The sequence below is a fragment of the Oscillospiraceae bacterium genome, from assembly GCA_034925865.1.
Lineage (GTDB): Bacteria > Bacillota > Clostridia > Oscillospirales > SIG627 > SIG704.
On record JAYFRN010000008.1, the window covers coordinates 72,409 to 96,533 of the forward strand.

The 24,125-nt window shown below is 42.0% G+C and carries 27 protein-coding genes; all 27 read right to left on the bottom strand.

What is annotated here, in order from left to right:
- Nucleotides 1-72 precede the first annotated feature (72 nt).
- On the bottom strand, nucleotides 73-576 hold the full coding sequence (gene flgN, locus VB118_05015; GenBank protein MEA4831962.1) for a flagellar export chaperone FlgN: 504 nt from the start codon (nucleotides 574-576) through the stop codon (nucleotides 73-75).
- A complete protein-coding gene (fliS, locus tag VB118_05020; GenBank protein MEA4831963.1) occupies nucleotides 573-983 on the bottom strand; it encodes a flagellar export chaperone FliS in 411 nt (136 codons plus the stop codon). Before fliS ends, flgN (VB118_05015) begins: the two co-directional genes overlap by 4 nt.
- A 27-nt stretch (nucleotides 984-1,010) precedes the next feature.
- Nucleotides 1,011-2,906, bottom strand: coding sequence for a flagellar filament capping protein FliD (fliD, locus tag VB118_05025; protein MEA4831964.1), 1,896 nt, complete (start codon nucleotides 2,904-2,906; stop codon nucleotides 1,011-1,013).
- Nucleotides 2,907-3,630: 724 nt separating this feature from the next.
- Nucleotides 3,631-4,122 (bottom strand): chemotaxis protein CheW, encoded by a 492-nt coding sequence (locus tag VB118_05030; GenBank protein ID MEA4831965.1) that lies wholly within the window; start codon nucleotides 4,120-4,122, stop codon nucleotides 3,631-3,633.
- Nucleotides 4,119-6,170, bottom strand: coding sequence for a chemotaxis protein CheA (locus VB118_05035; GenBank protein MEA4831966.1), 2,052 nt, complete (start codon nucleotides 6,168-6,170; stop codon nucleotides 4,119-4,121). The genes VB118_05030 and VB118_05035 overlap by 4 nt, the downstream gene beginning before the upstream one ends.
- Nucleotides 6,171-6,220: 50 nt before the next feature.
- Entirely contained in the window at nucleotides 6,221-6,586 is a 366-nt protein-coding gene (locus VB118_05040; GenBank protein ID MEA4831967.1) for a response regulator, read from the bottom strand.
- A 31-nt stretch (nucleotides 6,587-6,617) separates the two neighbouring features.
- On the bottom strand, nucleotides 6,618-7,700 hold the full coding sequence (locus tag VB118_05045) for an HD-GYP domain-containing protein (protein MEA4831968.1): 1,083 nt from the start codon (nucleotides 7,698-7,700) through the stop codon (nucleotides 6,618-6,620).
- A 144-nt stretch (nucleotides 7,701-7,844) separates the two neighbouring features.
- Entirely contained in the window at nucleotides 7,845-8,648 is an 804-nt protein-coding gene (locus tag VB118_05050) for a flagellin (GenBank protein MEA4831969.1), read from the bottom strand.
- 59 nt (nucleotides 8,649-8,707) lie between these two features.
- Nucleotides 8,708-9,580: a flagellin gene (locus tag VB118_05055; GenBank protein MEA4831970.1), complete on the bottom strand. Its 873-nt coding sequence runs from the start codon at nucleotides 9,578-9,580 to the stop codon at nucleotides 8,708-8,710.
- Between the two features lie 56 nt (nucleotides 9,581-9,636).
- Nucleotides 9,637-10,488, bottom strand: coding sequence for a flagellin (locus VB118_05060; protein MEA4831971.1), 852 nt, complete (start codon nucleotides 10,486-10,488; stop codon nucleotides 9,637-9,639).
- Between the two features lie 64 nt (nucleotides 10,489-10,552).
- Complete coding sequence (locus VB118_05065) at nucleotides 10,553-11,425, bottom strand: flagellin (GenBank protein MEA4831972.1); 873 nt, start codon at nucleotides 11,423-11,425, stop codon at nucleotides 10,553-10,555.
- Between the two features lie 172 nt (nucleotides 11,426-11,597).
- On the bottom strand, nucleotides 11,598-11,843 hold the full coding sequence (locus VB118_05070) for a carbon storage regulator (protein ID MEA4831973.1): 246 nt from the start codon (nucleotides 11,841-11,843) through the stop codon (nucleotides 11,598-11,600).
- A gap of 5 nt (nucleotides 11,844-11,848) precedes the next feature.
- Nucleotides 11,849-12,283, bottom strand: coding sequence for a flagellar assembly protein FliW (gene fliW, locus VB118_05075; GenBank protein MEA4831974.1), 435 nt, complete (start codon nucleotides 12,281-12,283; stop codon nucleotides 11,849-11,851).
- A gap of 84 nt (nucleotides 12,284-12,367) precedes the next feature.
- On the bottom strand, nucleotides 12,368-12,871 hold the full coding sequence (locus tag VB118_05080) for a DUF6470 family protein (GenBank protein ID MEA4831975.1): 504 nt from the start codon (nucleotides 12,869-12,871) through the stop codon (nucleotides 12,368-12,370).
- Between the two features lie 3 nt (nucleotides 12,872-12,874).
- Nucleotides 12,875-13,843, bottom strand: coding sequence for a hypothetical protein (locus tag VB118_05085; GenBank protein MEA4831976.1), 969 nt, complete (start codon nucleotides 13,841-13,843; stop codon nucleotides 12,875-12,877).
- 151 nt (nucleotides 13,844-13,994) lie between these two features.
- Nucleotides 13,995-15,419 carry a flagellar hook-associated protein FlgK gene (gene flgK / locus VB118_05090; protein MEA4831977.1) on the bottom strand — a complete coding sequence of 475 codons (1,425 nt, stop codon included), beginning with the start codon at nucleotides 15,417-15,419 and terminating at the stop codon, nucleotides 13,995-13,997.
- Nucleotides 15,420-15,440: 21 nt separating this feature from the next.
- Complete coding sequence (gene flgN, locus VB118_05095) at nucleotides 15,441-15,878, bottom strand: flagellar export chaperone FlgN (GenBank protein ID MEA4831978.1); 438 nt, start codon at nucleotides 15,876-15,878, stop codon at nucleotides 15,441-15,443.
- Nucleotides 15,875-16,195, bottom strand: a complete 321-nt coding sequence (locus VB118_05100; GenBank protein MEA4831979.1) for a flagellar biosynthesis anti-sigma factor FlgM — start codon at nucleotides 16,193-16,195, stop codon at nucleotides 15,875-15,877. Before VB118_05100 ends, flgN (VB118_05095) begins: the two co-directional genes overlap by 4 nt.
- 75 nt (nucleotides 16,196-16,270) lie before the next feature.
- A complete protein-coding gene (locus VB118_05105) occupies nucleotides 16,271-16,972 on the bottom strand; it encodes a flagellar hook-basal body protein (protein MEA4831980.1) in 702 nt (233 codons plus the stop codon).
- 18 nt (nucleotides 16,973-16,990) lie between these two features.
- The gene (locus VB118_05110; protein ID MEA4831981.1) at nucleotides 16,991-17,731 is read right to left on the bottom strand and encodes a flagellar hook-basal body protein; all 741 of its coding nucleotides are present in this window, start codon (nucleotides 17,729-17,731) and stop codon (nucleotides 16,991-16,993) included.
- A 199-nt stretch (nucleotides 17,732-17,930) separates the two neighbouring features.
- Nucleotides 17,931-18,710, bottom strand: a complete 780-nt coding sequence (locus VB118_05115) for a FliA/WhiG family RNA polymerase sigma factor (protein MEA4831982.1) — start codon at nucleotides 18,708-18,710, stop codon at nucleotides 17,931-17,933.
- A 24-nt stretch (nucleotides 18,711-18,734) separates the two neighbouring features.
- Complete coding sequence (gene flhA, locus VB118_05120) at nucleotides 18,735-20,771, bottom strand: flagellar biosynthesis protein FlhA (protein MEA4831983.1); 2,037 nt, start codon at nucleotides 20,769-20,771, stop codon at nucleotides 18,735-18,737.
- Between the two features lie 27 nt (nucleotides 20,772-20,798).
- Nucleotides 20,799-21,863 (bottom strand): flagellar biosynthesis protein FlhB, encoded by a 1,065-nt coding sequence (gene flhB, locus VB118_05125; protein MEA4831984.1) that lies wholly within the window; start codon nucleotides 21,861-21,863, stop codon nucleotides 20,799-20,801.
- 21 nt (nucleotides 21,864-21,884) lie between these two features.
- The gene (fliR, locus tag VB118_05130; protein MEA4831985.1) at nucleotides 21,885-22,661 is read right to left on the bottom strand and encodes a flagellar biosynthetic protein FliR; all 777 of its coding nucleotides are present in this window, start codon (nucleotides 22,659-22,661) and stop codon (nucleotides 21,885-21,887) included.
- Nucleotides 22,662-22,677: 16 nt separating this feature from the next.
- Entirely contained in the window at nucleotides 22,678-22,944 is a 267-nt protein-coding gene (locus VB118_05135; protein ID MEA4831986.1) for a flagellar biosynthetic protein FliQ, read from the bottom strand.
- A 20-nt stretch (nucleotides 22,945-22,964) separates the two neighbouring features.
- Nucleotides 22,965-23,705 carry a flagellar type III secretion system pore protein FliP gene (gene fliP / locus VB118_05140; GenBank protein ID MEA4831987.1) on the bottom strand — a complete coding sequence of 247 codons (741 nt, stop codon included), beginning with the start codon at nucleotides 23,703-23,705 and terminating at the stop codon, nucleotides 22,965-22,967.
- The gene (locus tag VB118_05145; GenBank protein MEA4831988.1) at nucleotides 23,702-24,100 is read right to left on the bottom strand and encodes a flagellar biosynthetic protein FliO; all 399 of its coding nucleotides are present in this window, start codon (nucleotides 24,098-24,100) and stop codon (nucleotides 23,702-23,704) included. The genes fliP and VB118_05145 overlap by 4 nt, the downstream gene beginning before the upstream one ends.
- Nucleotides 24,101-24,125 lie beyond the last annotated feature (25 nt).

Below are 24,125 nucleotides of genomic sequence, written 5' to 3' on the forward strand. Positions count from 1 at the left end.
TTACCACTAAAGGAGAAAAAGGCTCTGGTATGTGGGCTTTTCACTCTTGTAAAAAAAGGACTGTCTTAAAACTTAATCGCTCTTAAGATAAAAAGTTGAGTTTTTGACTGTTTTTTCGGTCATATCATACCCACAGGATACTTTTTCGCGTTCCTTCACGGCATGCATATTTGATATAATTTTATCTTTATATGCCAAAGCATGTTGATTCAATCGCTCATTAATCGACCTGCATGTATTAATAAGCTGTCTTGTTTCGGCATGTTTCTTTCGAAGCTCTCCGCACCATTCGGGAAACGATATATTTTCAAATTCCGGCTTCATTAAATTATCGAGTATTTTTTTGTATTCATCGCTCAGACGATCAAATTTATTACGGAATTCGTCATCCAGTCCAATCAGTTTGTCAATAAGAAGCTGACGGTCATCCAGCGTTTTTGAAAAGCCTTCTATATCATCCTGTTCAAGCCGGTTAAGACCGCTGATACATATTACGGGGAAATTCCTGAGCAATTCATTCTTTCTTTGCACAAGCTGTTCAAGCTCTGATATTTGCTTAGGTAATTCTCCGTTCATGCTTTTTGGCTCTTTTCCTTGAGAGCGGCAGCATTGCGGCTTTCAGACTCGGCCTTTTCCCAGGTCGCGCATAATTCTCTGGTCATTGATAAAACCTGATCGAGGATAGCGACATCCTTGTTTAAATTAGCCTGCAGCAGTCTATCATCAATGAAATCATATAAAGCATACAGGCTTTTTGAAACTTCAAAGCTCATATTGAGTATGTCTGAAAGATATGCATATATGTCCTGCGCGTTAACAATAGAGTTATGCGCTCCGCAAATATCCTTTTCGTTTATGCATTTTATTGCTTTTGATATATTCACGGTTGCCTGTTTGAACAGCAGAATAATCTGTTCTCCCGGAGTCATCGCATTTACCGACTGCTCCCTGTATTTCTGGCACTGTGATGCTGATGAAGTCATAGAAAATCCACCTCTCGCATTATACGGTTAGTTTTTATTTGAACTAAATAATTGTGTTATATATGAGCTTTGCGAATTCATCTTTGCAATCGCGCTTTCCATGGTGGTAAACTGTCTCCAATAACGGTCTTCTTCGCTTGTGAGCTTTTCTTCCATGAAATCAATTTTAGTGTCGAGAGCGTTGATTCTTTTACTGTATTCCGTTTCAGCGTTATAAGATGAATCGGGACTTCCGACTAGCGTTATAAGCGCGCCTTTTTTACCGACATTGCTTAGATTTTTCTTAATAATATCCGAAATTCTCGATAAAACGCCGTTTTCATTGAAACGCGTTTCCTGTTGCTCGGGTGTCGAATACAAAGAATATGATATATCGCTTTCTTTTGTAAACATCTCAAGCGTACCTTCGGCATCCTTGCTTAAAGCCGCGCGCAGCTTGTCTTTATCTATGTATAATTTACCTTTTTCGGAATATAGGCCGGTTGTGATACCGATTGATGACAGTGATCCGAGGCCGCTTATAGTTGAATACATACTGCTTCTGAGATCTGTTTCAATCGAAGTCAGATATGTGTCGTTCCTTAGAGTGCCGCTTTTAGCTTGTTCTGTCCATGTTTTTATTTCATTTTCTGATAGCTTTTCTTTCTCGTCATCTGTCAGAGGATCATAATCTTTGTAAACTTTTTCTGATGTAAGCGTCGTAAGAGAACCTAAAAGCTCATTATAATCGCTTATGAATGATGAAATTTTATCGGCAATAGAATCTACATCATAGTTCAGGCCGATGCTGATATTTTCTGCGGTATCACCCGCTGCTTTTCCAAGAAGCTTTACCGTGCTTCCGTTCAGATCAAATGCGTTTGTGCTACGTGTCACGGTGATTTGATCGCTTGGCTCTGACGAGCCGTACATATTAAGCTTTATTACGGCATCGGTTCCTGATTTTAACACTCCGGTGCCAAACATTGAATTCATCAATGAACCTGCTGTATCCTCAAAGCTGACAGAAGAAGCAACCCCGGTATCGTCTGAGACAAGTGTAAATTTATCTTCAAGCTGAGAATATGATACTTTGATTCCCGCGCTGCTTGAATTTATTCCGTTCATTATTTTGCTTACAGAATCATCGGAAGAAAACGAAAATGAAACTCCATTTATTTTAAACGCAATTCCAGTGTCCGGATCTGAGGCCGGAGAAGAAGAAAAGCCGGACGACGCAAGCGCCGAAACTAAATCAAGCCTGTTTGTAGCATATCCGCCAAAATCAAGTATTCCGGTCGGATTGTTTTCGGCTGTTTCAGTAAGGCTTATTGACAATATGCTGTTCTTTGAACTGAGTGTGACGCTGTCGTTGTTAAGGGACAAATCAACCCTGCCCGCTCCAAAAGAAGCGCTCAGAAGAGAATTAAGCTCGTTTACGACATCTTGAGAAGAAAGATAAGTTTTTTCGGAAAAGGTGAGTGTTTTTTTAATGCCGTCAAGAGTCACATCAATGCTTTTCCCAGACAGCTCAGAAAGATTTCCGGTATTTACCGATATAACAGGATCCGAGCTGACTGTATTGCTGCTCTTTACTGAGGCGGAACTCGCGAGGCTTACGATATCGCTTATATAAATATTTCCCTTCACCGCATCAGAGCCGGGTGTCACCGACACATACGGAGAACTGTATGTGGCGCTGAGCTTGCTGAGCGATAATTTTAAATTACTGTCTGAGGTGCCGAAGGACTTGGTTTGAAAACTATTAAGCTTTGTCAATGTGCTTTTATAATACTCCTGTTTCCATTCAAGTCTTGTTTTCTGCTGTTTTACTTTATCTATTCTTGCTTTGCTTTTGCTCATCATATTTGCGACAATGCTTTCGGTATCCATACCCGAAGCAAGCCCTGTTAAACGTGAAATTGATGATACTTTACTCGACATGATAAACTGTCCTTTCATATAAGCTTTAAGCTTAATTATTTTTGGTTTTTGTTTTTTTATTATTAAAACGGAAAATAAATAATCCTTGTTTTAAAAGAAAGAAAAGCCCATACACCAGAACCTTTTCTCTCTTTCAGAGGTTATTATTCAATTGCCGAATTAATAAATATTTTTTATACTTCCGCTATTATACCGCAGAACAATATTCTGCGCTGTATAATATATCGGTTGTAAACCTAAAACAGTTTAGTTGTATAGCTTTAAAATAACTATAATTAGCCGGCCGACAGTCACAAAGTAAAATACAACCGCGACTACCATATTATGAATTATCACGGATTTCAAGAGATTTTGGTTTGATAACTCATTTCCGTCAAGCAACTCATGACATTCCTTATCAGAAATCACAACAGATTATACCATAGAATATTTGAAGAAACAATCTCTTTATTTTTCCCAATCCCAACTTTTTGTGAAAACCAGCTTATACTCTACTGAATAATGCCGTTTTTGAACGGCATAGGTTTTGGCAGTTGAAAAACCAGCCAAAGCCCTCCAGAATCATTGATTTTGGAGTTCAGCATTCATTGATTGCCGCCTGTTTTCTAAATTGGTCGGGAGTCGACCAATTTAGAGCGGGCATTATATAAAACGCTCCGTCGTATCCGGTTTTAATATTCAAACCGGATTTACGGAGCTTTTCAAAGCATATAAAAAATTTGTTTTAATCTGTGATAATCGCTAAAATATCGTCATGGTCAATCAGCTTCTGATAATCGAGTAAAAGCTTGACTTCATTTCCGACCTTTCCAATGCCCTTGATAAACTTGTTGCTCGTTTTGTTTATCTCCGGCGGAGGTACAATATCCGCGTCGGGAATCGTAAGAACCTCCGATACCCTATCGACAATAAGACCAATGTCGACACCGTCGAAGCATGCCACAATTATACATATTCTGTCGTTATACTCCAGCTGTTCCTTATCGAATCTCAGTCTTACATCCATCACCGGAATTATCCGACCCCGAAGGTTTATAATTCCTTTAATATACGCCGGAAGTCCGGGAAGCGTGGTTATCAGCTGCATTCCGATTATTTCGGTAACATACTTAATTTCCAGGCCGTAATATTCAGTGCCGAGATTAAATGTCAGATACCTTCCGTATTGAGTATCTTCTTCCATCTCAACCAATTCGGGAGCCAAAGTTCTGTTCATATCTCTATCTCCTTTGTATTAATATCCGCGTTTACAAGCCATCTTGTATCAAGTATCTGGCTAATACTTCCGTCTCCGAGCAGAGTGCATCCCGACAGGCATTCGAGGTTCTTTATCCCCTTTAAATATTGAGGAAGCGTTTTAACCACTACCTGCTGCCGTCCAATAAGAGCATCCGCAAATATGCAGCGCTTTCTATCATCCTGTTCTATTATTATCAGTATGCCGTCGTCAAGCTCGGTTACTTTTGTTTCTATATCCCATTGGCTGTGAAGACGCATTATAGCAAGGCACTCACCCCGCACCATTATAAATTCGTTTCCGCTCGTATCTTTGAAGATATTTTTCTTTAAGGGCTTAAATGATTCTCTGATTGCCGTTATAGGTATTGTAAATCTCGCGTTTCCAACTCCGATATTCATGCCGTCGATGATAGCCACCGTCAGCGGTATTTTAAGCATTACCGTCATGCCCTTGCCTTCAACACTGTCTACAGAAACGGAGCCTCCGACAGAAGTAATATTCTGCATGACAACATCCATTCCTACGCCTCGGCCGCTGTACTCCGTAACGCTTTCATTTGTAGAAAAGCCCGGAAGATAAATCATATTGTAAATATCTTTTTCGGTCAATTCTGTTTCGAGCTTGTGTATAAGATCGTTTTTTCTCGCCTTACTCAATATTTTTTCTTTGTCAAGCCCGCGTCCGTCATCGCTGACGAATATCAAAACATCGCTGCCGGCATTTTGCGCTTCAAGGGTAACCGTACCGTATGGCTGTTTCCCGGCTTTTATCCTGTCCTCCATGCTTTCTATACCATGGTCTATGCTGTTCCTGACAAGGTGAATCAAAGGATCAGATATATGCTCAATTATATTTTTATCGACATCTGTATCTTCTCCGATCAACTGAAGCCTTACATCCTTGCCAAGCTTTTTACTCATATCCCTTACTATACGATGCATTTTTTGAAAGGTCGTGGCAAGAGGCACAAGCCTCAGCGACATAACCATGTCCTGCATTTCAAGAAGTATTTTTCTGAGATGAACCGCAGCTTTTCTGAAATTGGTAAGCTCGCAGCCGGCAAGATCCGGATTTTCTACAACCATCGCTTCTGCGATAACTATCTCTCCCATAAGATCCATCAGTTTATCAAGTTTTGATACGCCGACACTGATTATGCTTTGCGGCTGCTGATGATAATCTTTTGCTGACTTATCGTTATCCTCATCTTTTTCGGATTTAACATCGGATTTTTCTACTTTTACAATCGGATCCACGTTTTGGATCTGCTTCTGCTCGTTATCTGCCGGAGCAGGTTTATTCTCATCAGTGAGCTCCATATCGCGAAGAAATGTCGTCTGTTTCAATATAGCAAACAGCTCGTCATATGTTTTTTCTGTTTCTATATGTATGATAAACCCGTTTGTTCTTATCTGCTTGGCGGTTTCATCGTTGTCTATTATATCCGCCGGCTCATAAGTTACCTTATCGGTAAATTCATTAAGCGCCAGAATGATCGAGTAGGCTCTTATATTTTCCATTTCGCAGCCTTGCTCAAAAAAAATAACGGCTTTATATTTATTTATTACAAGAGCTGATTCCGTCTTTGTTTCAATCTCCTCCGTAATAGCTCCGTTTTTTGTTGCGTTTAAAGTTTTTTCTATTCTGTCAACGAGCAGAGCGCAGTCGTTTTCCTGTGATTCGCTGCCGCTCCGTATTCTATCGATTTCTTTATTTATATAATCCATACAAGACAGAATAAGATCAGATATATCGGAGCAATTATACTTTGCCCCGGGGTTTTCTCTTATGTAATAAAACAAATCCTCAACTCTGTGGGCGGTTGTCGATATATTGACATATGACATCATTGCCGCGGAGCCCTTTATTGTGTGCATTATGCGGAATATTTCGTTTATTGACTTCTCCGCGAAGCTCCCGGCTGCTTCTGTGTTGAGTATAATCTGTTCAAGCTGCTCGGTGTTCTGAGAAGTCTCATATATAAACATGTCAACAAGGGAATCATTTGCGGTATTTTCAGACATTTTTATGACCATGCCTTTCATTTTTACTGCTAAGTTTTATGCCTGCTCTTTCAGCTGGTCGCGGCAACCTTCAGAATCGTCTGTGTAATGTGTTCTTCTTTAAACGGCTTTACGATAAAGGATTTCGCTCCGCTTATTATCGCTTCCTTTACCATGCTTTCCTGCCCCATTGCGGAAACCATAATCACCTTTGCCTTCGGATTTATTTCCCGAATTTTTTTCAATGCCTCTATTCCTGTCATATCCGGCATTGTTATGTCCATTGTTATTACGTCAGGTTTGAACTCAAGGTATTTTTCTACTCCCTCTTGTCCGTTTTTTGCCTCTGCCACTACCATAAATCCATTTTTTACAAGTACATTTTTAATGGCAAGTCTCATAAATGCAGCGTCATCTACTATCAGAACATTTATCATATGAAATAACCTCTCCAGTGAATTTTCACGTTTACTTATCCAGGCCGATAATCGTTATATTAAGCAATGAAACATCGTTAAATAAATCCAAGATGTTCCTTTCAAAGGAACCGCCGACATTCAACGGCTCGTCAATCTCTACCATAGGCCTGGTCAGACCTTTAGGGTAGTTTCTCACAACAGTAGCTTTAATTCCGTTACTAAGCACTACTCTTGAGCCGATCGGATACGGCGCAATTTTTTTAATAAAAATTGTAATCAATTCCGGATCAAACATTGTCCCGGAATTTCCAATAATGTGTTCTATGGCTTCGGACGGAGAAAGCGAAGCTCTGTACGGCCTTTCGGATGTCATGGCGTCGTATACATCACATATGGCGATAAGCTTTCCTTCAATGGTCTGTTTATTTAAAGGAAGCCCGTAAGGATATCCGGAGCCGTCGCACCTTTCATGATGCGTTAATACGCCCACGACAGATTCGACAGGAATTTCCCAATTTTTACGGAGATAATCGCCTCCGAGCTGACAGTGTTTTTTTATCTGCTCATATTCGTCATTTGTAAGTCGCCCGGGCTTATTGAGTATATCTTTTGGAATGAATATTTTGCCCAAATCATGGAGAATGGCTCCCATTCCGAGCTTATAGAGCCCGCTCCTGTTAAGTCCTGCCGCAGCCCCGACCATAATTGACAGCGCCGCGACATTTACACAATGATAATATGTATAATTATCGTAAACCTTGAGATCAACAATATTTGCCATTACGTTTGTATCGCTTGATATGTCGTCAATAATTTCGTTCAGATAATACTTGAGCTCGTCATATACACGAACAGCGCTTTCGCTTTTTCTGCTACTGACCATTTCCAAAAATGACGACAGAGCGCTTACCGTATTATCCTTCAATTTTTTGCTTATGATTCCCTTTTCCGGCGATTTCTGAGGATACACATCGGTTATATATAATCCGGCAAAATCGTTATTCATGAGCCTTGTGATTTGCTGTAAAGTCAACACCTGACCCGCCGCAAGCATAAGCTCGTTTTTCGGCCCCCGTATATCGGCGCCGAGAATCATGCCCGGTTTTAATTTGTCCGTTTGTACGAATCTCATTTTTCTCGGTCTCTTTATACTTTTTTTATGATTAAAATATTTCCGTATTTATTTTTTCAAAGCAGGGGATGAACCTTACTTATCCAGCCCCTGCTTTTAAAAATTTCATTATGCTACAGACTTAATTTTATAGCAAGACGCTGTTTACCTAAGAAGCTGGAGAACGCCCTGCGGCTGTGAATTAGCTTGCGCGAGCATAGACTGTGCAGCCTGAAGAAGGATATTATTCTTCGTATATTCCATCATTTCCTCTGCCATATCAACGTCGCGAACACGTGATTCCGCCGATTGGAGGTTTTCTTTCGTGGTGGAAAGGTTGTTTGCGGCATGGTCAAGCTGATTTTGCTGTGCGCCGTAGGTCGCGCGGTTTGTATTCATTTCCGTAATTGTATTTTCCACAAGATCAGTGGTTACATCGGCGGGAGCCGTATTAGCTGTATCTGTCTCAGCTTTCAATAGTGTAAAATTAGTTGTCGTCGCGGCCGCTATTGTAACGGTCTGAGTTCCGTCTTCGCCGTATTTTATTGCAGCGCCTGTAGTAAACACCGCTATACCGTTGAATTTCGTGTTGGTTAAAACATCGCCAATAGCAGTGCCGAGAGCCTTCATTTCAGCACCGATATTATTTTTATCATCTGCGCTGTAAGTACCGTTTTTTACCTGAACAGCAAGCTCCTTCAAACGGACAAGCATATCGGAAACTTCGTTTAAAGCTCCTTCAGCCGTCTGGATAAAGGATACGCCGTCCTCTGCGTTTCTGGTTGCCTGGGTAAGTCCGCGGATCTGGCTTCTCATTTTTTCTGATATTGAGAGGCCTGCTGCGTCATCGGCCGCGCGGTTAATTCGATAGCCGCTTGACAGCTTTTCCATTGAACCATTGGCATTGGCAGTATTTACATTATACTGTCTGTAAGTGTTCATCGCCGAAATATTATGGTTGATTCTCATTTATATTCCTCCGTGAATATTTTTACAGGATTCCATTCCTGTTATTTTATTTATTATTTTTATTTGAGAAGCTGGAGAACGCCCTGCGGCTGTGAATTTGCCTGAGCAAGCATAGACTGTGCAGCCTGAAGAAGAATGTTGTTCTTCGTGTATTCCATCATTTCTTCCGCCATATCAACGTCGCGTACGCGGGATTCAGCAGATTGGAGGTTTTCCTTAGTGGTGGAAAGGTTGTTTGCGGCATGGTCAAGCTGGTTTTGCTGTGCGCCGTATCCGGCTCTTGTCGTATTGACCTCGGTTATGGCATTTTCAACAAGCGTGACTGTTACACCAGCCGGAGTTCCAGCCGCGGCAATGGTCACTTCCGTAAGGTCATTTATTGCCGCAGTCTTGGCATCAAGAATGTTAACTGCTTGACCGCCGTCTTCGCCGTATTTTATCGCAGCTGCCGTATCTGTTCCGGCATTGGTTAAAAGAGCCCCCACAACACCGTCTGCAACATCGGTAATAATTTCCTGAGCACCGAAAACTGTTATTCCGTTAAATTTAGTATTGACATATATATCGGAAATTGCGGTACCCAAAGCCTTCATTTCGGCGCCGATATTATTTTTATCATTTGCGCTGTAGGTTCCGTTTAATACCTGAACTGAAAGCTCCTTGAGCCTTGTCAGCATATCGGAAACTTCGTTTAACGCGCCTTCTGCCGTCTGAATAAAGGATACGCCGTCCTCTGCGTTTCTGGTTGCCTGGGTAAGTCCGCGGATCTGGCTTCTCATTTTCTCGGATATTGAGAGGCCTGCTGCGTCATCAGCCGCGCGGTTGATTCGGTATCCGCTTGACAGCTTTTCCATAGAGCTGTTTGCATGCGAGGTATTAACACTATACTGGCGATATGTGTTCATCGCCGAAATATTATGGTTGATCCTCATTTATATTCCTCCGTGAATATTTCTACAGGATTCCGTTCCTGTTATTTTATTTTCTATTATCTAAGTAGCTGGAGAACGCCCTGCGGCTGTGAGTTTGCCTGAGCGAGCATTGATTGCGCAGCCTGAAGAAGAATGTTGTTCTTCGTGTATTCCATCATTTCTTCCGCCATATCCACATCGCGTACACGGGATTCTGCCGACTGGAGGTTCTCTTTTGTGGTTGAGAGGTTGTTTGCGGCATGGTCAAGCTGGTTTTGCTGTGCGCCGTATCCGGCTCTGGTCGTATTGACCTCGGTTATGGCGTCTTCAACAAGCGTGACTGTTACACCAGCCGGAGTTGTATTTGCTGCATCTGTCGCCGTTGTAAGTGCGAACATAGATGACGTCTTGGCATCAAGAATATTAACGGATTGTCCGCCGTCCTCTCCGTACTTTATCGCTGCTGCCGTAGCTGATCCGTCGTTCGATGCAAGTATACCGCCCGTAGCTGTCTGTGTTCCGAAAACCTTTATACCATTGAACTTTGTATTGACATATATATCGGAAATCGCAGTGCCCAAAGCCTTCATTTCGGCGCCGATATTATTTTTATCATTTGCGCTGTAGGTTCCGTTTAATACCTGAACTGAAAGCTCCTTGAGCCTTGTAAGCATATCGGAAACTTCGTTCAAAGCTCCTTCTGCGGTCTGAATAAAGGATACGCCGTCCTCTGCGTTTCTGGTCGCCTGTGTGAGCCCGCGGATCTGGCTTCTCATTTTCTCTGATATCGAAAGGCCTGCGGCATCATCTGCTGCGCGGTTGATTCGGTATCCGCTTGACAGCTTTTCCATAGAGCTGTTTGCATGCGAGGTGTTGACACTATACTGGCGATATGTGTTCATCGCCGAAATATTGTGGTTGATTCTCATTTTTCATTCCTCCGTGAATATTTTTTCAGGATTCCATTCCTGTTGATTTTAGTTTTAACTCCTATTATTTAAGAAGCTGGAGAACGCCCTGCGGCTGTGAGTTTGCCTGAGCGAGCATAGACTGTGCAGCCTGAAGAAGAATGTTGTTCTTCGTGTATTCCATCATTTCTTCCGCCATGTCCACATCGCGCACGCGGGATTCCGCTGATTGGAGGTTTTCCTTCGTGGTCGAAAGGTTGTTTGCGGCATGGTCAAGCTGGTTCTGCTGTGCGCCGTATCCTGCTCTTGTCGTATTGACCTCGGTTATGGCGTCTTCAACTGCTGTTACCGACACCAAAGCCGCATTGGCGGCTTTCGTAGCCGCATCAGCACCGGTCGTTGCCGCCGCGGTGAGTAATGTCAAGTCGTTGACTTCGCTTGTAATTGCGGAGTTGATTGTAACGGTCTGAGTTCCGTTTTCGCCGTACGCTATTGTCGCCGCAGTACCGGAAGTGACTTCTGCAAGAGTATCTGTGCCTGATTGTGCTCCAAAAACCGCAATTCCATTGAATTTTGTATTAACATAGATGCCGGTAATCGCGGTGCCGAGAGCTTTCATTTCTGCGCCGATGTTTGCTTTGTCATCGTTGCTGTAGGTTCCGTTCTGAACTTGAACCGCAAGCTCCTTTAGCCTTGTAAGCATATCTGAAACTTCGTTCAAAGCGCCTTCTGCGGTTTGGATGAAGGATACGCCGTCCTCTGCGTTTCTGGTTGCCTGAGTAAGACCGCGGATCTGGCTTCTCATTTTCTCTGAAATTGAAAGACCTGCGGCGTCATCGGCGGCGCGGTTGATTCGGTATCCGCTCGACAGCTTTTCCATTGAGCTGTTGGCATTGGCAGTATTTACATTATACTGTCTGTAGGTGTTCATTGCTGAGATATTGTGGTTGATTCTCATTTCATTTCCTCCTTGAAATTTTCATACGGGATTCCTTTCCCTGTATTTAAAAGCCTATTCTGTCTAAGCTTTTCGGAGCTTTTGCTCTTACATTATATATCGTTTATCAAATCGTTTTTTTAATATATATTTTACAAAAAGCGGCGAGCTTATTGCTCACCGCTTTATTTCTTTATTTTTTATCTATTCCTATTTCCCGCAATTTATCTTTTAATATTTCCAAATCGGCCATTCCTTCAGATAATACCGCGTCCATATTGCTTCTCTCGGTTTCTATGACCTCTGTTCGCATTATTTTTATATCAGGCGGAGCCTTAATTCCTATTTTAATCTTATCACCGCTGATTTCGAGAATGGTAATTTTAATTTCATCTCCGGCGGTAAAGCTCTCTCCGGGTTTTCTGCTAATGATCAACATAGCTGTTACGCCCTTTCGTTTTCAAATAATTTGAATCTGACGGGATACTCTCCGTTTTCGAGTATCACCTGCGCTCCGAGCCTTTCTTTAAAATTCACAGCGATCGGGCTTCTTAAATTTACTGTTGAAGCTTTTACATTGCTCGGTATTACGGCGATTACAAAAAAGCACAAATCATCGGCAGTGTCGGCTTTTAGTATTTTTATCATGTCCTCTGGGATATCCGGATTATAATCCTTAATAATATTTTCAGCGGGAAGGATGATAAAACGGGGATTTTCGTTCTCGATCGATTGGAGCTGCATAAAGCCAGATTTATTCCCGGAATTGATTATAACAAAGCTCTTGCTTTCCTCAAAAGCATACACGCCTTTCGGAAATGAAATAATGTCTTCTTCATTTATATCAAGAATGCCATAATCCTTTGTATTTATCATCATATTAATTACCATGATTAATAATCGCAGACGATTAAAAATCTATCCTTATTCGAATTTATTATTTTCCAAAAATCGTAGCTTGTTTCAGCCATCCGACCATCTGTCCACGCTGATTTCAACGGAATATGGTACATATTCTATATTTACGCTTCCGGGATTCCATGAAATATCCAGATCGTCTTTTTTGTAATTTATATCATTATAGCCTTCGGTCCAACTTATTTCAGGCTTCGCATCAGGAATGAATTCCAAAAACAACTGCGGATTTTTAATAAATCTTCCCGAGCGCGCCTCCGCAATTGTCATTTTATGCGGTCCGAGCAGTGCGTTTTTTTCTTCCGCCTTCCGCTCCATGAATTCATATACAGCCTGTTTGCCTTTTTGAACAATTTCCTCGGCTTGTTTTCTATTGGATTTAATTCCTATTGAATCGAAAAACTGCTCGTTGTCGATATTCATTTTTATCGGATGCGATTCCATGGTATAGCCGTTTTTTGTAGTTCTGATATTTATTTCGGCTCGCTTCGATTCGATCAATGCCTTTGCTCTTGTTATATTGAATTTAAGCGAAACAGGATAACTGAACATATATTATCGTAAATAATCAAGCAGAGACGGCTGAAGGATTTTCGTTCCCATTTGGAGACACGCATTGTATACAAGCTCACGCTCGCTGTACATAAGCGCACCTTCGTCAAGCGTGAGAACTTCAAGCTCGTTTTGCTTTTTTGAATCGGTCAATTTTCTGTTTGCAAGTCTGTCATTAAAATATGTAACAAAATTGCTTTTTTCACCTATGCTTACATAATTCAACCTTACATTGTCGGCTATGTCATTTAATTTATCCGAATACTGCTTTATATTTGAGAGATCTCCGCTTTCAAGCTTATTGGCAATATTGCCGAGGAGATTGTAAAGATTATTGGTTATCCCGTTTGCGTCGACTCCAGTGCCGAGAATTTCCGCGCCGGAAAAGGCGATGTTCATTGCGGAATCCGGCGATACCACTCCGCTCCCGTCAATTTTTAATCCTATACCGATATCTATAAATTTATATTCCTTTGAAAACGTGGCTGTATCAACATCCTGTCCTCTGTACAGGAGAGCTCCGCCAACACCGAGCGTAAAAGGCATGGCATCCGTTGCTTCACCGCCGAACATATAATCATCAGAATATTTCGCGTTTGCCGCGCTCATTATTGTCGTCTGAAAGCTTCTGAGCGCATTTGCCACTGTTTTGCGAGCGGAGGGATCGCTTGTCCCGGTAATACCCTGTAATACCTGAGCAACTGCTTCCGTAGTCACATCGTTTATTATTGATATCGTGCTCTCCGCTTCGTCTAAAAGTCCCTGTACATCTGACAGATTATTCTTGTAAACTTCATTTTGGGCAAGGCTGTCTCTGATTCTGAACGCTCTTATTGCCGTGGCGGGATCCTCTGAAATACTCAGGAATTTCCTTTCGGCCGACACTTTTTCCGACACTTCATTGAGATCGGAAAGACTGTTGTTAAGCATTTTCACATAATTGCCAGATATTAGCTTGTTTGTCAGTCTCATATTAACAATACCTCTTGATAATTAAAACGGCAATTAAATAAGTCTTGTCTTTATAGAGAGAAAAGTCCGTACATAAGAGCCTTTTCTCTCTTTTAGCGGTAATTATTTAATTGCCGAGTTAATAATATTCCTATTATTTGCGCAAGCTGATTCAACGTCCGACGACGCCCATTCTGTTGATAATAACATCAAGAGCCTCGTCAAGCGTCGTCATAAACCTCGAAGAAGCCTCAAAGGCTTTCTGATACTGTAAAAGGCTTGCAGTTTCTTCATTTAAAGAAACACCCATGATAGATTCCCTTTGGTTGGATATTGAAGCAAGCACAAGATTGCTTGATTTTGACATAACATTTTTATAATCAAGATCGATCCCTACATCACTCATCAATGAAAGAGTGTAATCGCCGAAGGTGCCATTAAAGTAAGGTGATACACCGGTTATACTATCCATCGCACTGATCATTTTAAGAATATTGTCGTTTGCTCCGTTGTTGCCTCCGATTTGGCTTGCGGTAATATAATTCGCGTCCGCAATCCAGTCATCGGATATGGTAATATCTTTTGCCGCAGTCCCGTCAAAAAGAGGCTTTCCGACACCATTCAATGTATTAATGGTATTCGCAAAGGCTTTTGCAAAATCGTCAAGCGCGCTTTTATAATATAAAACTCCGCGGTATGAATTCTCCCCGCTTGCGGCATAACAGCCTTTGCCGTTTAATACCTCCATAAGTCCGTAAAACGATCCGCCGGTGACTCCGATTGTCGCGCCGTTTTCGTTTTCTATATGTAAATTTCCCGGATCAGCTATAACGGAAAGTGTTGATACAGTATCTGTCTGAGCGTTTAACAGATATGTGCCGCCTGTTTTAATACTGACGGAGCCGTCCGCGTTTTTTTCAACCGAAACATTTAAAAATGAAGAGAGCTGATCCAGATATATATTTCTCTGATCTTCGAGTTCGTTTGTCGTATTTCCCTGAAGCTTTTCCGTCTTCATGGTATCGTTCAAGCCGTCTATTTTACTGAGAAGAGTATTGACATTTTCCACCGCAACGTTCATATCGAATGTCTGCTGTGCGGTTATGGTGTCAAGCTGGCTGTCATATTGATTAAGTGTTTCGGTCACCTTCCGGGCGGATGAACGCACAAGGCTCGAAATTTCAACGTCTCCCGCGTTGCGCGATAGCACCTGAAGATTGCTATATAACTCCTTAAGCATGACATTCAGCCCGTCGGTCTGTGTCTCGTCCAAAATATTCTTGATGTCTGTCATGACTGATGCGCCTTTTGAAAAAGCTTGATATTCAGAATTTGCGTCGCGGTATCTTATATCAAGAAAATTGTCGCGTATCTGCTTTATCCCTTTAACGGTAACGCCCATTCCGACGACAGTATTCGCATTCTGAGATATTTTGTAGCTGTCAGAATTATCACGATTTGCAAATTGATCGACAACCTGTCTGGAATACCCTTCCGTAGATATGTTCGCCATGTTTTCACCGGTCACGTCAAGACCTGTCTGGGCGGCCTGTATCCCGCTCTTCGCTATTTCAAACCCATAAAAAGTTGATCTCATGTCTTCTCCGTATCAGTACTGTCAGGCCTTTACCCGAACAGATTTTTTATACCCGGTTTCTTGATCAGATATTCCGATATGCTCAAGTAAATAAGAAGTGGTGGATTTTCTTACCTCCAAAAGTCTCATATTGAGCATGTTTGCTTTTTTAACACTGTTAAGCGTGTCCGAAAGCTTTTTAAAAACGGGCCCAAGAAGGCATCCGTACTCCTCAGAGCTTTCCATCAGCTCACCGAGCGTTTTATATTTTGAATTTATACAAAGCTTTTTCCTGGCCTCTTCGGTGTTATGACATTCCATAAGAACTGCCTGTTCGTCGTTCATCAGCTTGTTCAAAGCGTCTATATCTCCGGACATCAGAGCTTTCGTTTTTTCGTTTTCCATATCCTGAAGCTTTGAATAATGACGGGAAAGGCTATCAAGCAGCTTTGAAAGCTTTGTCAGATCAGCCGGGCTCATATTATACCACTCCCGTTCTTTTGCCTTAATATTTTTTCCGCGATATCCGAACTGGATATGTTGTATTCGCCGCTTGCTATCTGACTTTTCAGACGCATCAGCTTTTCGGAAGATGCCGGCTTTTCAGCCTTGTTTATCACCGCGCTTACAATGCCTTTGACTTCCGAATGGCTTTTGGCTTTTTCAGAAATAACAAGGCTGTCCTTCTTTGCGCATTGAGCCGTGCCCGAAACGCCATGCCCGTTTTCCGGAGCAAGAGCCTTTTCTTTTATAATGGAATTGTAAATTTTATCTTCTTTGATTTGGTTTATTTTCATTCTATATCACCTCTTGAATTACACAGTCTATATCGGCAATTATTGAGAAAATTTTAGATTTTTATAATTTAACGTTCAGTTTCTGAGACTGTTTACCGTTTGCTCGATTTCATCAGCAGTCTGAACCATTTTTATATTATACTGAAAGCTTCTCTGCGCGCGGATCATATCCGTCATCTCGGATATGATCTCTACGTTTGACTGTTCTTCCGTGTGTACCGTGATTTCTGATTCACTGTCTGGTATAGCTTCTCCCGAATTTTCACTTACCGCATATTTGCCGCCGCCCAATAACATCATTGCCTCCGGGTTGTCGAATCTGTAAAGCGCGGCTTTATATATGCTGTCCGATTCGCTGCCGTTCTCAACTTTTATTTTACCGCCGTCTGCGCCTAGAATATATTCTCCTGATGAAGTCACGAGATAATTCGCGCCGTTTTCTTCAGATAAAAGAAAATTTCCGCAGCGTGTATATGATATTTCTCCGTCATATCCCTTTACCGCAAAATATCCGTCTCCGTGTATGGCCGCGTCAAGGGTTAATCCCATATTGGCCGGAGCGCCATTTTCTGTGTCTCTGTTCACCGCCGAAACTCTGCTTCCGTTTCCGACCGATATATCGCTGCCATTGACAGTTGTGGACATGAGCTCGGAAAAAACAGCTCTTTGAGTCTTGTAGCCCTGTGTGTTTACGTTGGCTATGTTGTTGGCTGTGATATCAAGACTGTTCTGAGAACCGATGGCGCCTGATCTGGCCGAATAAAAACCGTTAATCATAACAATATGTTCCTTTCATCAAACCCTTCCGATTTCATTCACAGTTTTCTGATTCATCTGATCAATTATCTTCACAGCCTGACTGCACGACTGAAAAGCTCTCGATGCTTCAATCATCGATGTCATCTCGCTTATGATATTTACATTGGAAAGCTCAAGGCTTCCCTGTATGACCTTTCCGCCAAAGCCTGCATCATTTCCGGCGTATGAATATGTCCCATCCTGCCGTTTCTGTAAAGCGGTGATATCCTCAGGTGAGATTATATCAAGGATGTCCATATATTTGCCGTCTGACATGATCTCTCCTTGTTCTGAGACGCTTATACCATCAGCTGATCCAATATTTATCCTGCCTTGCTTTCCCATTACAAACGCGCCTGACGAGGCGGTCAGATATCCGTCGGCATTAACATAGAAATTCCCATCTCTTGTCAGACCTTCATTTCCGGACGCATCCGAAACTTTAAAAAAGCCATCGCCTGTTATGGCAAAATCAAGCGCCCGGCCGGTCTGATCAAGCGTCCCTTGCGTTATTAAGGAATAAGCCGAATCGGCGATGCAGCCGTGTGTCAACGAGCCTATCTCTGTCTTTTTACCGTTTGATATTCTGTATGTGACAAACTCATTAAACGCTGATGTCGTCATATCCTGTTGTTTATATCCAGTGGTATTTATATTAGCGATATTATTTCCGGTGATATCAAGCGTTCTTGCGCGATTAAGCATTCCTGTAACCGCCGAATATATTGCGTTATCCATAAAAAATCCTTTCACTGCCGTTACGGCTCATTATTGTAAAGGCAACCTTTAAAAACGCGAATTTTCGTGAAGTTATTAACTCGGCATTTAAATAATTACCGCTAAAGAGAGAAAAGACTCTGGTATATGGGCTTTTCTCTCTTATAAAACACGACTTATTTAGATGCCGTTTTAATAATAAACAGCTTTTGCCGCTATATTATATGTCCATATATTTCTGCATTTTTTCTCTCAGCTTTGAAACGGCTTTGGAGTGAATTTGCGATACTCTCGATATTGTCAGCCCCATAACAAAAGCGATTTCCTTCAGCTTCAGCTCATCGTAGTAATACAACGAGATGACGGTCTTTTCCTTTTCACCAAGTTCGTCAATATACCCTGCGAGCTTTTCTTTCAGCTCCTCTTCGATCAGCATACCGTCTGGAGACTGCGCGTCATCGTTTTCCGTGATATCCAAAAGAGTCATGTCGTTGTCGGCAAGCAGCTCTTCGAATGCCATGACATTAAAGGTCATTGATTCATATCGTATTTTGTTAATTTCAGCTTCCGATATGCCAAGCCTTTCGGCAAGTTCAACGTCGCTTGGCTGCCTTCCGAGTTTATTCTCAAGCGCGTTATATTCTTCTTCAAGCTGCTTGACCCTTTTTCTTGTGTCTCTTGGAATCCAGTCCTTTTTTCTTATGTAGTCAATTATTGATCCTCTTACTCTTATCGAGGCATATGAATCAAACTGTATTCCTCTTTTCCAATCATACCGTTCAATACAGCTGATAAGCTCCAGAACTCCCTGATTGGTCATATCCTCAAGATCGTCGCGGCTTTTAGTAATCGACTGCATTTTCTTAATATTACAGGTTATGATATAGAGATACGACATCAGAATTTCATTTCTGAGTCCGATATCCTTGGTTGCTTCATATCTTTGCCAAACGGAAGCATCAATATTGCCCGTCTGTGCTTTTCTGTAATTTGTTACCACCGCTTAAGCCTCTTTTCTGTATTCTTACGCAGATATGGTTCCCAGTGCTTGAATACTGACATTTGAATTTATTTCGTTGAAAGACAGAACAACTGCGTCTGATGAAAATTGTTCTATCAGCTTTTTATAATAAAATCTGACGATCGGAGAAGTCAGCACGACCACGTCGCCGACCAGATCCTTCATCTTCTTTTCTTCTTTCATATGCGAAGTCAAAAGCTTTTGCATGACATCGGGGGCCAAAGATACATAAGAGCCGTTCGCGTTTTTCTTTACGCTGCTCATAATAATATTTTCTGTATCAGGAGTTACTGTCAGAACCTTTATGTTGCCATCATGCGCGTATTTTCTTGTTATTGTCCTCTTCAGTGCCTGCCGTGTGTATTCAGTCAGTATATCTGTGTCCTTTATCGTCTGCGCATGTTCGGCTATTGTTTCTATGATGGTCTGTAAATCCCTGATTGGTATACCCTCGGAAAGCAGGTTGCAAAGTATTCTGTGCAGATCACCTTTGCTGATCATTGACGGTATTATTTCATCCACAAAATCTTTGTTTGCTTTTTTCAAATTATCAAGCAAAGAATTCAGTTCTTTTCTGCCAAGCATTTCATGCGCGTGTCTCTTAATCATTTCAGAAAGGTGAGTCATTATTACGGAAAGCGGATCTATAACTGTATAGCCGCTCATCTGCGCCGTTTCCCGCTTATCTGCGTTTATCCATTTTGCAGGTATTCCAAAGGCGGGCTCTACAGTATCGATGCCTTCTATCTCATCGGCACCGTCAATAGGATTCATTGCAAGAAAATGATCGGCCAGCACCTCGCCGTCCGCCAGCTTCTCGCCCTTCAGCTTTATAACATATTCGTTTACGCCGAGCTCGGAATTATCCCTAAGTGTAACTGACGGAATAACGATCCCTATTTCCTCCGCAAACCTTCGGCGGAGCATCACGACTCTGTTGATAAAGTTTCCGCCCTTGCTTTCGTCGACAATTGGGATCAGGCTGTATCCCACCTCGACTTCTATCGGCTCTACATTTAAAAGAGTATATATATTTTCGGTGTTTCTGTAAAACTCTGTTTCGCTCTGCGGAAGAGCTTCGTCCGGCTTTTTATCAGACAATTTTTGCTTGTTTCTTAAATACAGTGCCACGCCGGTCAACGATCCGCCAACCACAAGAAGCACCGCTATGGGAAATCCGGGAATCGCCGACATTGTTATCACTATTATGCCGGTTATAAGAAGAACGACAGGATATGACACTATCTGCGTCTTAAGATCCATGCTGAGGCTGTTTTCCGACGATGCCCTTGTCACTATCATACCCGTTGCCGTCGAAATAAGCAGCGATGAAATCTGAGATACAAGTCCGTCGCCGACTGTTGCGACTATGTATATAGAAAGCACCTCGCTAAATGATCCGTTTCCCTGAACCATCCCGATAATTATGCCGCCGATGCTGTTGATCAGAACAATTATTATCGATACTATCGCGTCGCCCTTTACAAACTTTGTGGCGCCGTCCATAGATCCGTAAAAATCCGCCTCTCGCTGAATTTTTACGCGCCTTGACTTTGCCGTCTGGTCGTCTATGAGTCCGGAATTCAAGTCGGCATCGATTGCCATCTGTTTTCCGGGCATGGCATCCAGCGTGAATCTCGCCGCCACCTCAGCGACTCTTTCCGCTCCTTTTGTGATTACGATAAACTGCACGATGACGATTATGAGGAATATGATAAATCCAACTACAGGATTCCCTCCGATTACATACTGCCCGAAGGCTTTTATGACATTTCCCGCGTTTCCGCCGTTTCCGAGAATCAACCTTGTCGAGGACACGTTAAGCGAAACTCTAAGCAATGTCGATATAAGCAAAACGGACGGAAATACGGAGAATTCAAGAGGCTCCTTGATATGCATCGTGATAAGCAGTATTATCATCGACAGCGATATGTTTATGATCAGCATAGCGTCAAGCAGCATAGTGCCCAACGGTATAATAATAAGAAATATTATGCCGATAATAAAAATTGTAAGAATGTTGTCGAATGCTTTTTTCATTTTCGCCTTTACCAAATCCGCGGTTGTTTACGCTTTTTCTTTCTTTAATTTGTATAAGAAAGCCAGGATATCAGCCACAGCTTTATAGTACTGCTCCGGTATTTTTTGATTCAATTCAACGGATTCGTATAATCCGCGCGCAAGAGGTCTGTTTTCGGTTATATATACTCCGCTTTTTTCAGCTGTTGCTATAATTTTAAACGCGACATAGTCCTTACCCTTTGCGATGACTATCGGCGCCGCATCTTTTTTTTGCTCATATTTTAATGCGACCGCGTAATGAGTAGGATTTCTTATGACCACGTCGGCTTTCGGAACCATTTGCATCATACGCATGGCCGATAATTTTCGCTGTATTTCTTTGATCCTGCCTTTTACCTGGGGATCGCCTTCAAGTTTTTTATATTCATCCTTTACTTCCTGCTTTGTCATACGTATCTTGCGCTCGTATGACCACCATTGATAAAGATAATCCGCGGCTCCGAAAATCCCCATTATCACCGCCGTTTTCATTACGATTCCGTATGCGGTTTTCGCGATCCATGTTATTATTTCTTCTGTCTCCGACGCGGGTAAATTAATTATCTGCTTTATATCCGTCTTGATCTCTGTATATAAAACAATCGCTATCACGGTAACTTTAATCAGGGATTTTAAAAGCTCTACAAAGGATTTTGCGGAGAAAATATTTTTAAGCCCAGATATAGGGTTTATTCTCGAAAGCTTTGGCCGGAGCAGACTGAAGGTGAATTTAAATCTTGTCTGAACTCCGCTCAGTATAACGGATATGAGCATTGCGGCGGCACATACAGGCAGAATTATCCGGAGCGTGTCATATACAAAGCCGGTCATAATCCGCGATATAGAATTTATATTAATATTATCGGCTGACAGCGTGGACGAGCAGCCGTTTTTCATTATATCCTTTATTGATCCGTATATGGAAGAAGCGGAAATTTTGATTACAAATACAGCGGCAATAAGCGAAAGCGAGTTTATAACATCCTTGCTTTGAAAAATATTGCCCTTTTTTCGTTCGTCTTCCCGCTTTTTAGGGGTTGCTTTCTCTGTTTTTCCGCTGTCAGTTATAATATCGCCTCCTTCGGTGCCGCCTCAGCTTTTCAACATCAGAATTATGCTTTGTTCAAGTTTTTCAAACATGAAATCGATGGATTTACCCAGGTACTCATAATAAACCGGCAAAACAAAAATAAAAATTATCAGCCCGACCATGAGCTTTACCTGAATGCTTGCGACAAACACGTTCACCTGAGGAACATTGCGCATAAATATGCCCATTCCGATCTCCGTCAGAAGTTCAACAGCTATTATCGGAGCCGCCAGCTTCACGGTCATAAGCAGTATGTTTCCGAACAGAAGCGTCAGATAACTGCCTATTTCCGGATTTACAAGCTCATAACCGAGAGGAAAAGCCATACAGGAAAGCGATGCGATTTTTATCAGGTTAAGGTGACCGTTCTGAGCAAAAAACACCAGCGTCAGCATGATATTAAATACAGCTCCGGTAACCGGCATCGAAACGTTCGTTTGATTATCATAAAGCTTTGACATACCAAGCCCGAGCTGAATATCGCTCATTTCACCGGCCATCAGAACCCAGGCAACAAGCAGATTTACGACAAAGCCCATCACATATCCGATAAACAGCTCTTTGATCAGCATTATTATAAATACTATCTGTGAGCCTATTTCCGGGTTTTTCAAACCGAGCGTCGGTGTTATTAAAACTGAAATAAGCAAAGCCAGTCCGATTTTTATAATGGCGGGTACATTTTTACGTCCGAAAAAAGGATTGAATAGGAAAACTCCTGACATCCTCGTTAATACAAGCAGAAATAATATGTAATACGATGAAATGCTCTCCCACATACTTTAACACCGCAGGCTATACAAGGCTTTGTATGCTCGCAAAAGTTCTGTTGGTAAAATCGATCATAGTCGTATTGAGCCATGAGAAAAGCAATACGAGCATCACTCCTATGGCGACGATTTTGAACACAAAGCTTATGTTCTGCTCATGTATCTGAGTCGCTGCCTGAAACACGGAAATTATTATCCCGATTGCGGCGCTGACGAGTAAAAACGGAGCCGATATCAGAAGCGCGGTCATTACAGTGTCCTTTATTATCGAAATAATATCTCCCTGCGACATTCCTTCTCCTCTATAGACCTTTAATTAAAGCTTATTACCAGTGATTTTATGATCAGATCCCATCCGTTCACCAGCACAAAAAGCATAAGCTTGAACGGCAGCGATATCATCGAAGGGGGCAGCATCATCATTCCAAGTGACATCAAAGTGCTTGAAACAACCATATCAATTATAAGAAAAGGCAGATAAAGTAAAAATCCGATTGTAAAAGCGCGTTTCAGTTCGCTGGTAATGAACGCCGGGATAATTACAGTCGTTTTAATTTCATCAAATGTTTCCGGAGTTCCGTAACCACCGAGATCCAAAAACATATTAAGGTCGTCGTTATTCGTGTTTTTAAGCATAAATTCGCGCAGCGGCTTCACAGCCGCGTCGACCGCCTGCTCCTGCGTTATTTCTTTGCTTTTATAAGGTTGATATGCATCAGTATTAATTTTATCCAATACGGGCGTCATAATAAACAGCGACAGGAACAGCGCAATACCTATCAAAACCTGATTTGGCGGCGTCTGCTGCAGGCCCAAAGCGTTTCTTAAACAGGACAGCACGATTATGATGCGTGTAAAGCTTGTCATCATTATTAAAATCGAAGGAATAAGCGCGATAATCGTGAGCGTCAGAAGTATCTCTAAGGTATCGCTTCCGCCGAGATTCACCGATATTCCCGCGGGCGTGTCATCCGCCGCAGCAGATCCGATTGCTGATGCAAGAGCCATTAAGGCGGAAAGAGATATTATTTTAAATGTTCTCTTTATTTTCATTTAATTTCGCCGCCCCGATCATCCCGATTGTCATACGATTTCGCATCCTGATGCTTTTTCATGGACGGTAATTGCAAAGAAGAACATAAAACATTGAAAAAACCCGTTTCCGGATGTTTGCTTTCGTTCGTCTTCAATGAGTCAGGATCGAGCTCGCAGAGCATTTCCACGCGCTGACCCGTCATGGAAAGCAATAGAGTTTTATCTCCGACCTTTACTATCGAAAGATACGTTTCTTTTCCTATGACAGCTCGTTCCAATATTTTTATGTTTGATCCTGTTCCTGACATACAGCCTTTTTGCTTTTTTGCGAGCCACCTTGCGGTCAGATATGCTCCGATTATCACAGCTGACGCAGCGAGAAGCGGCATTAAAAGAGAATATATGTCATCCAATAATTTTCACTCACCTAATATAATA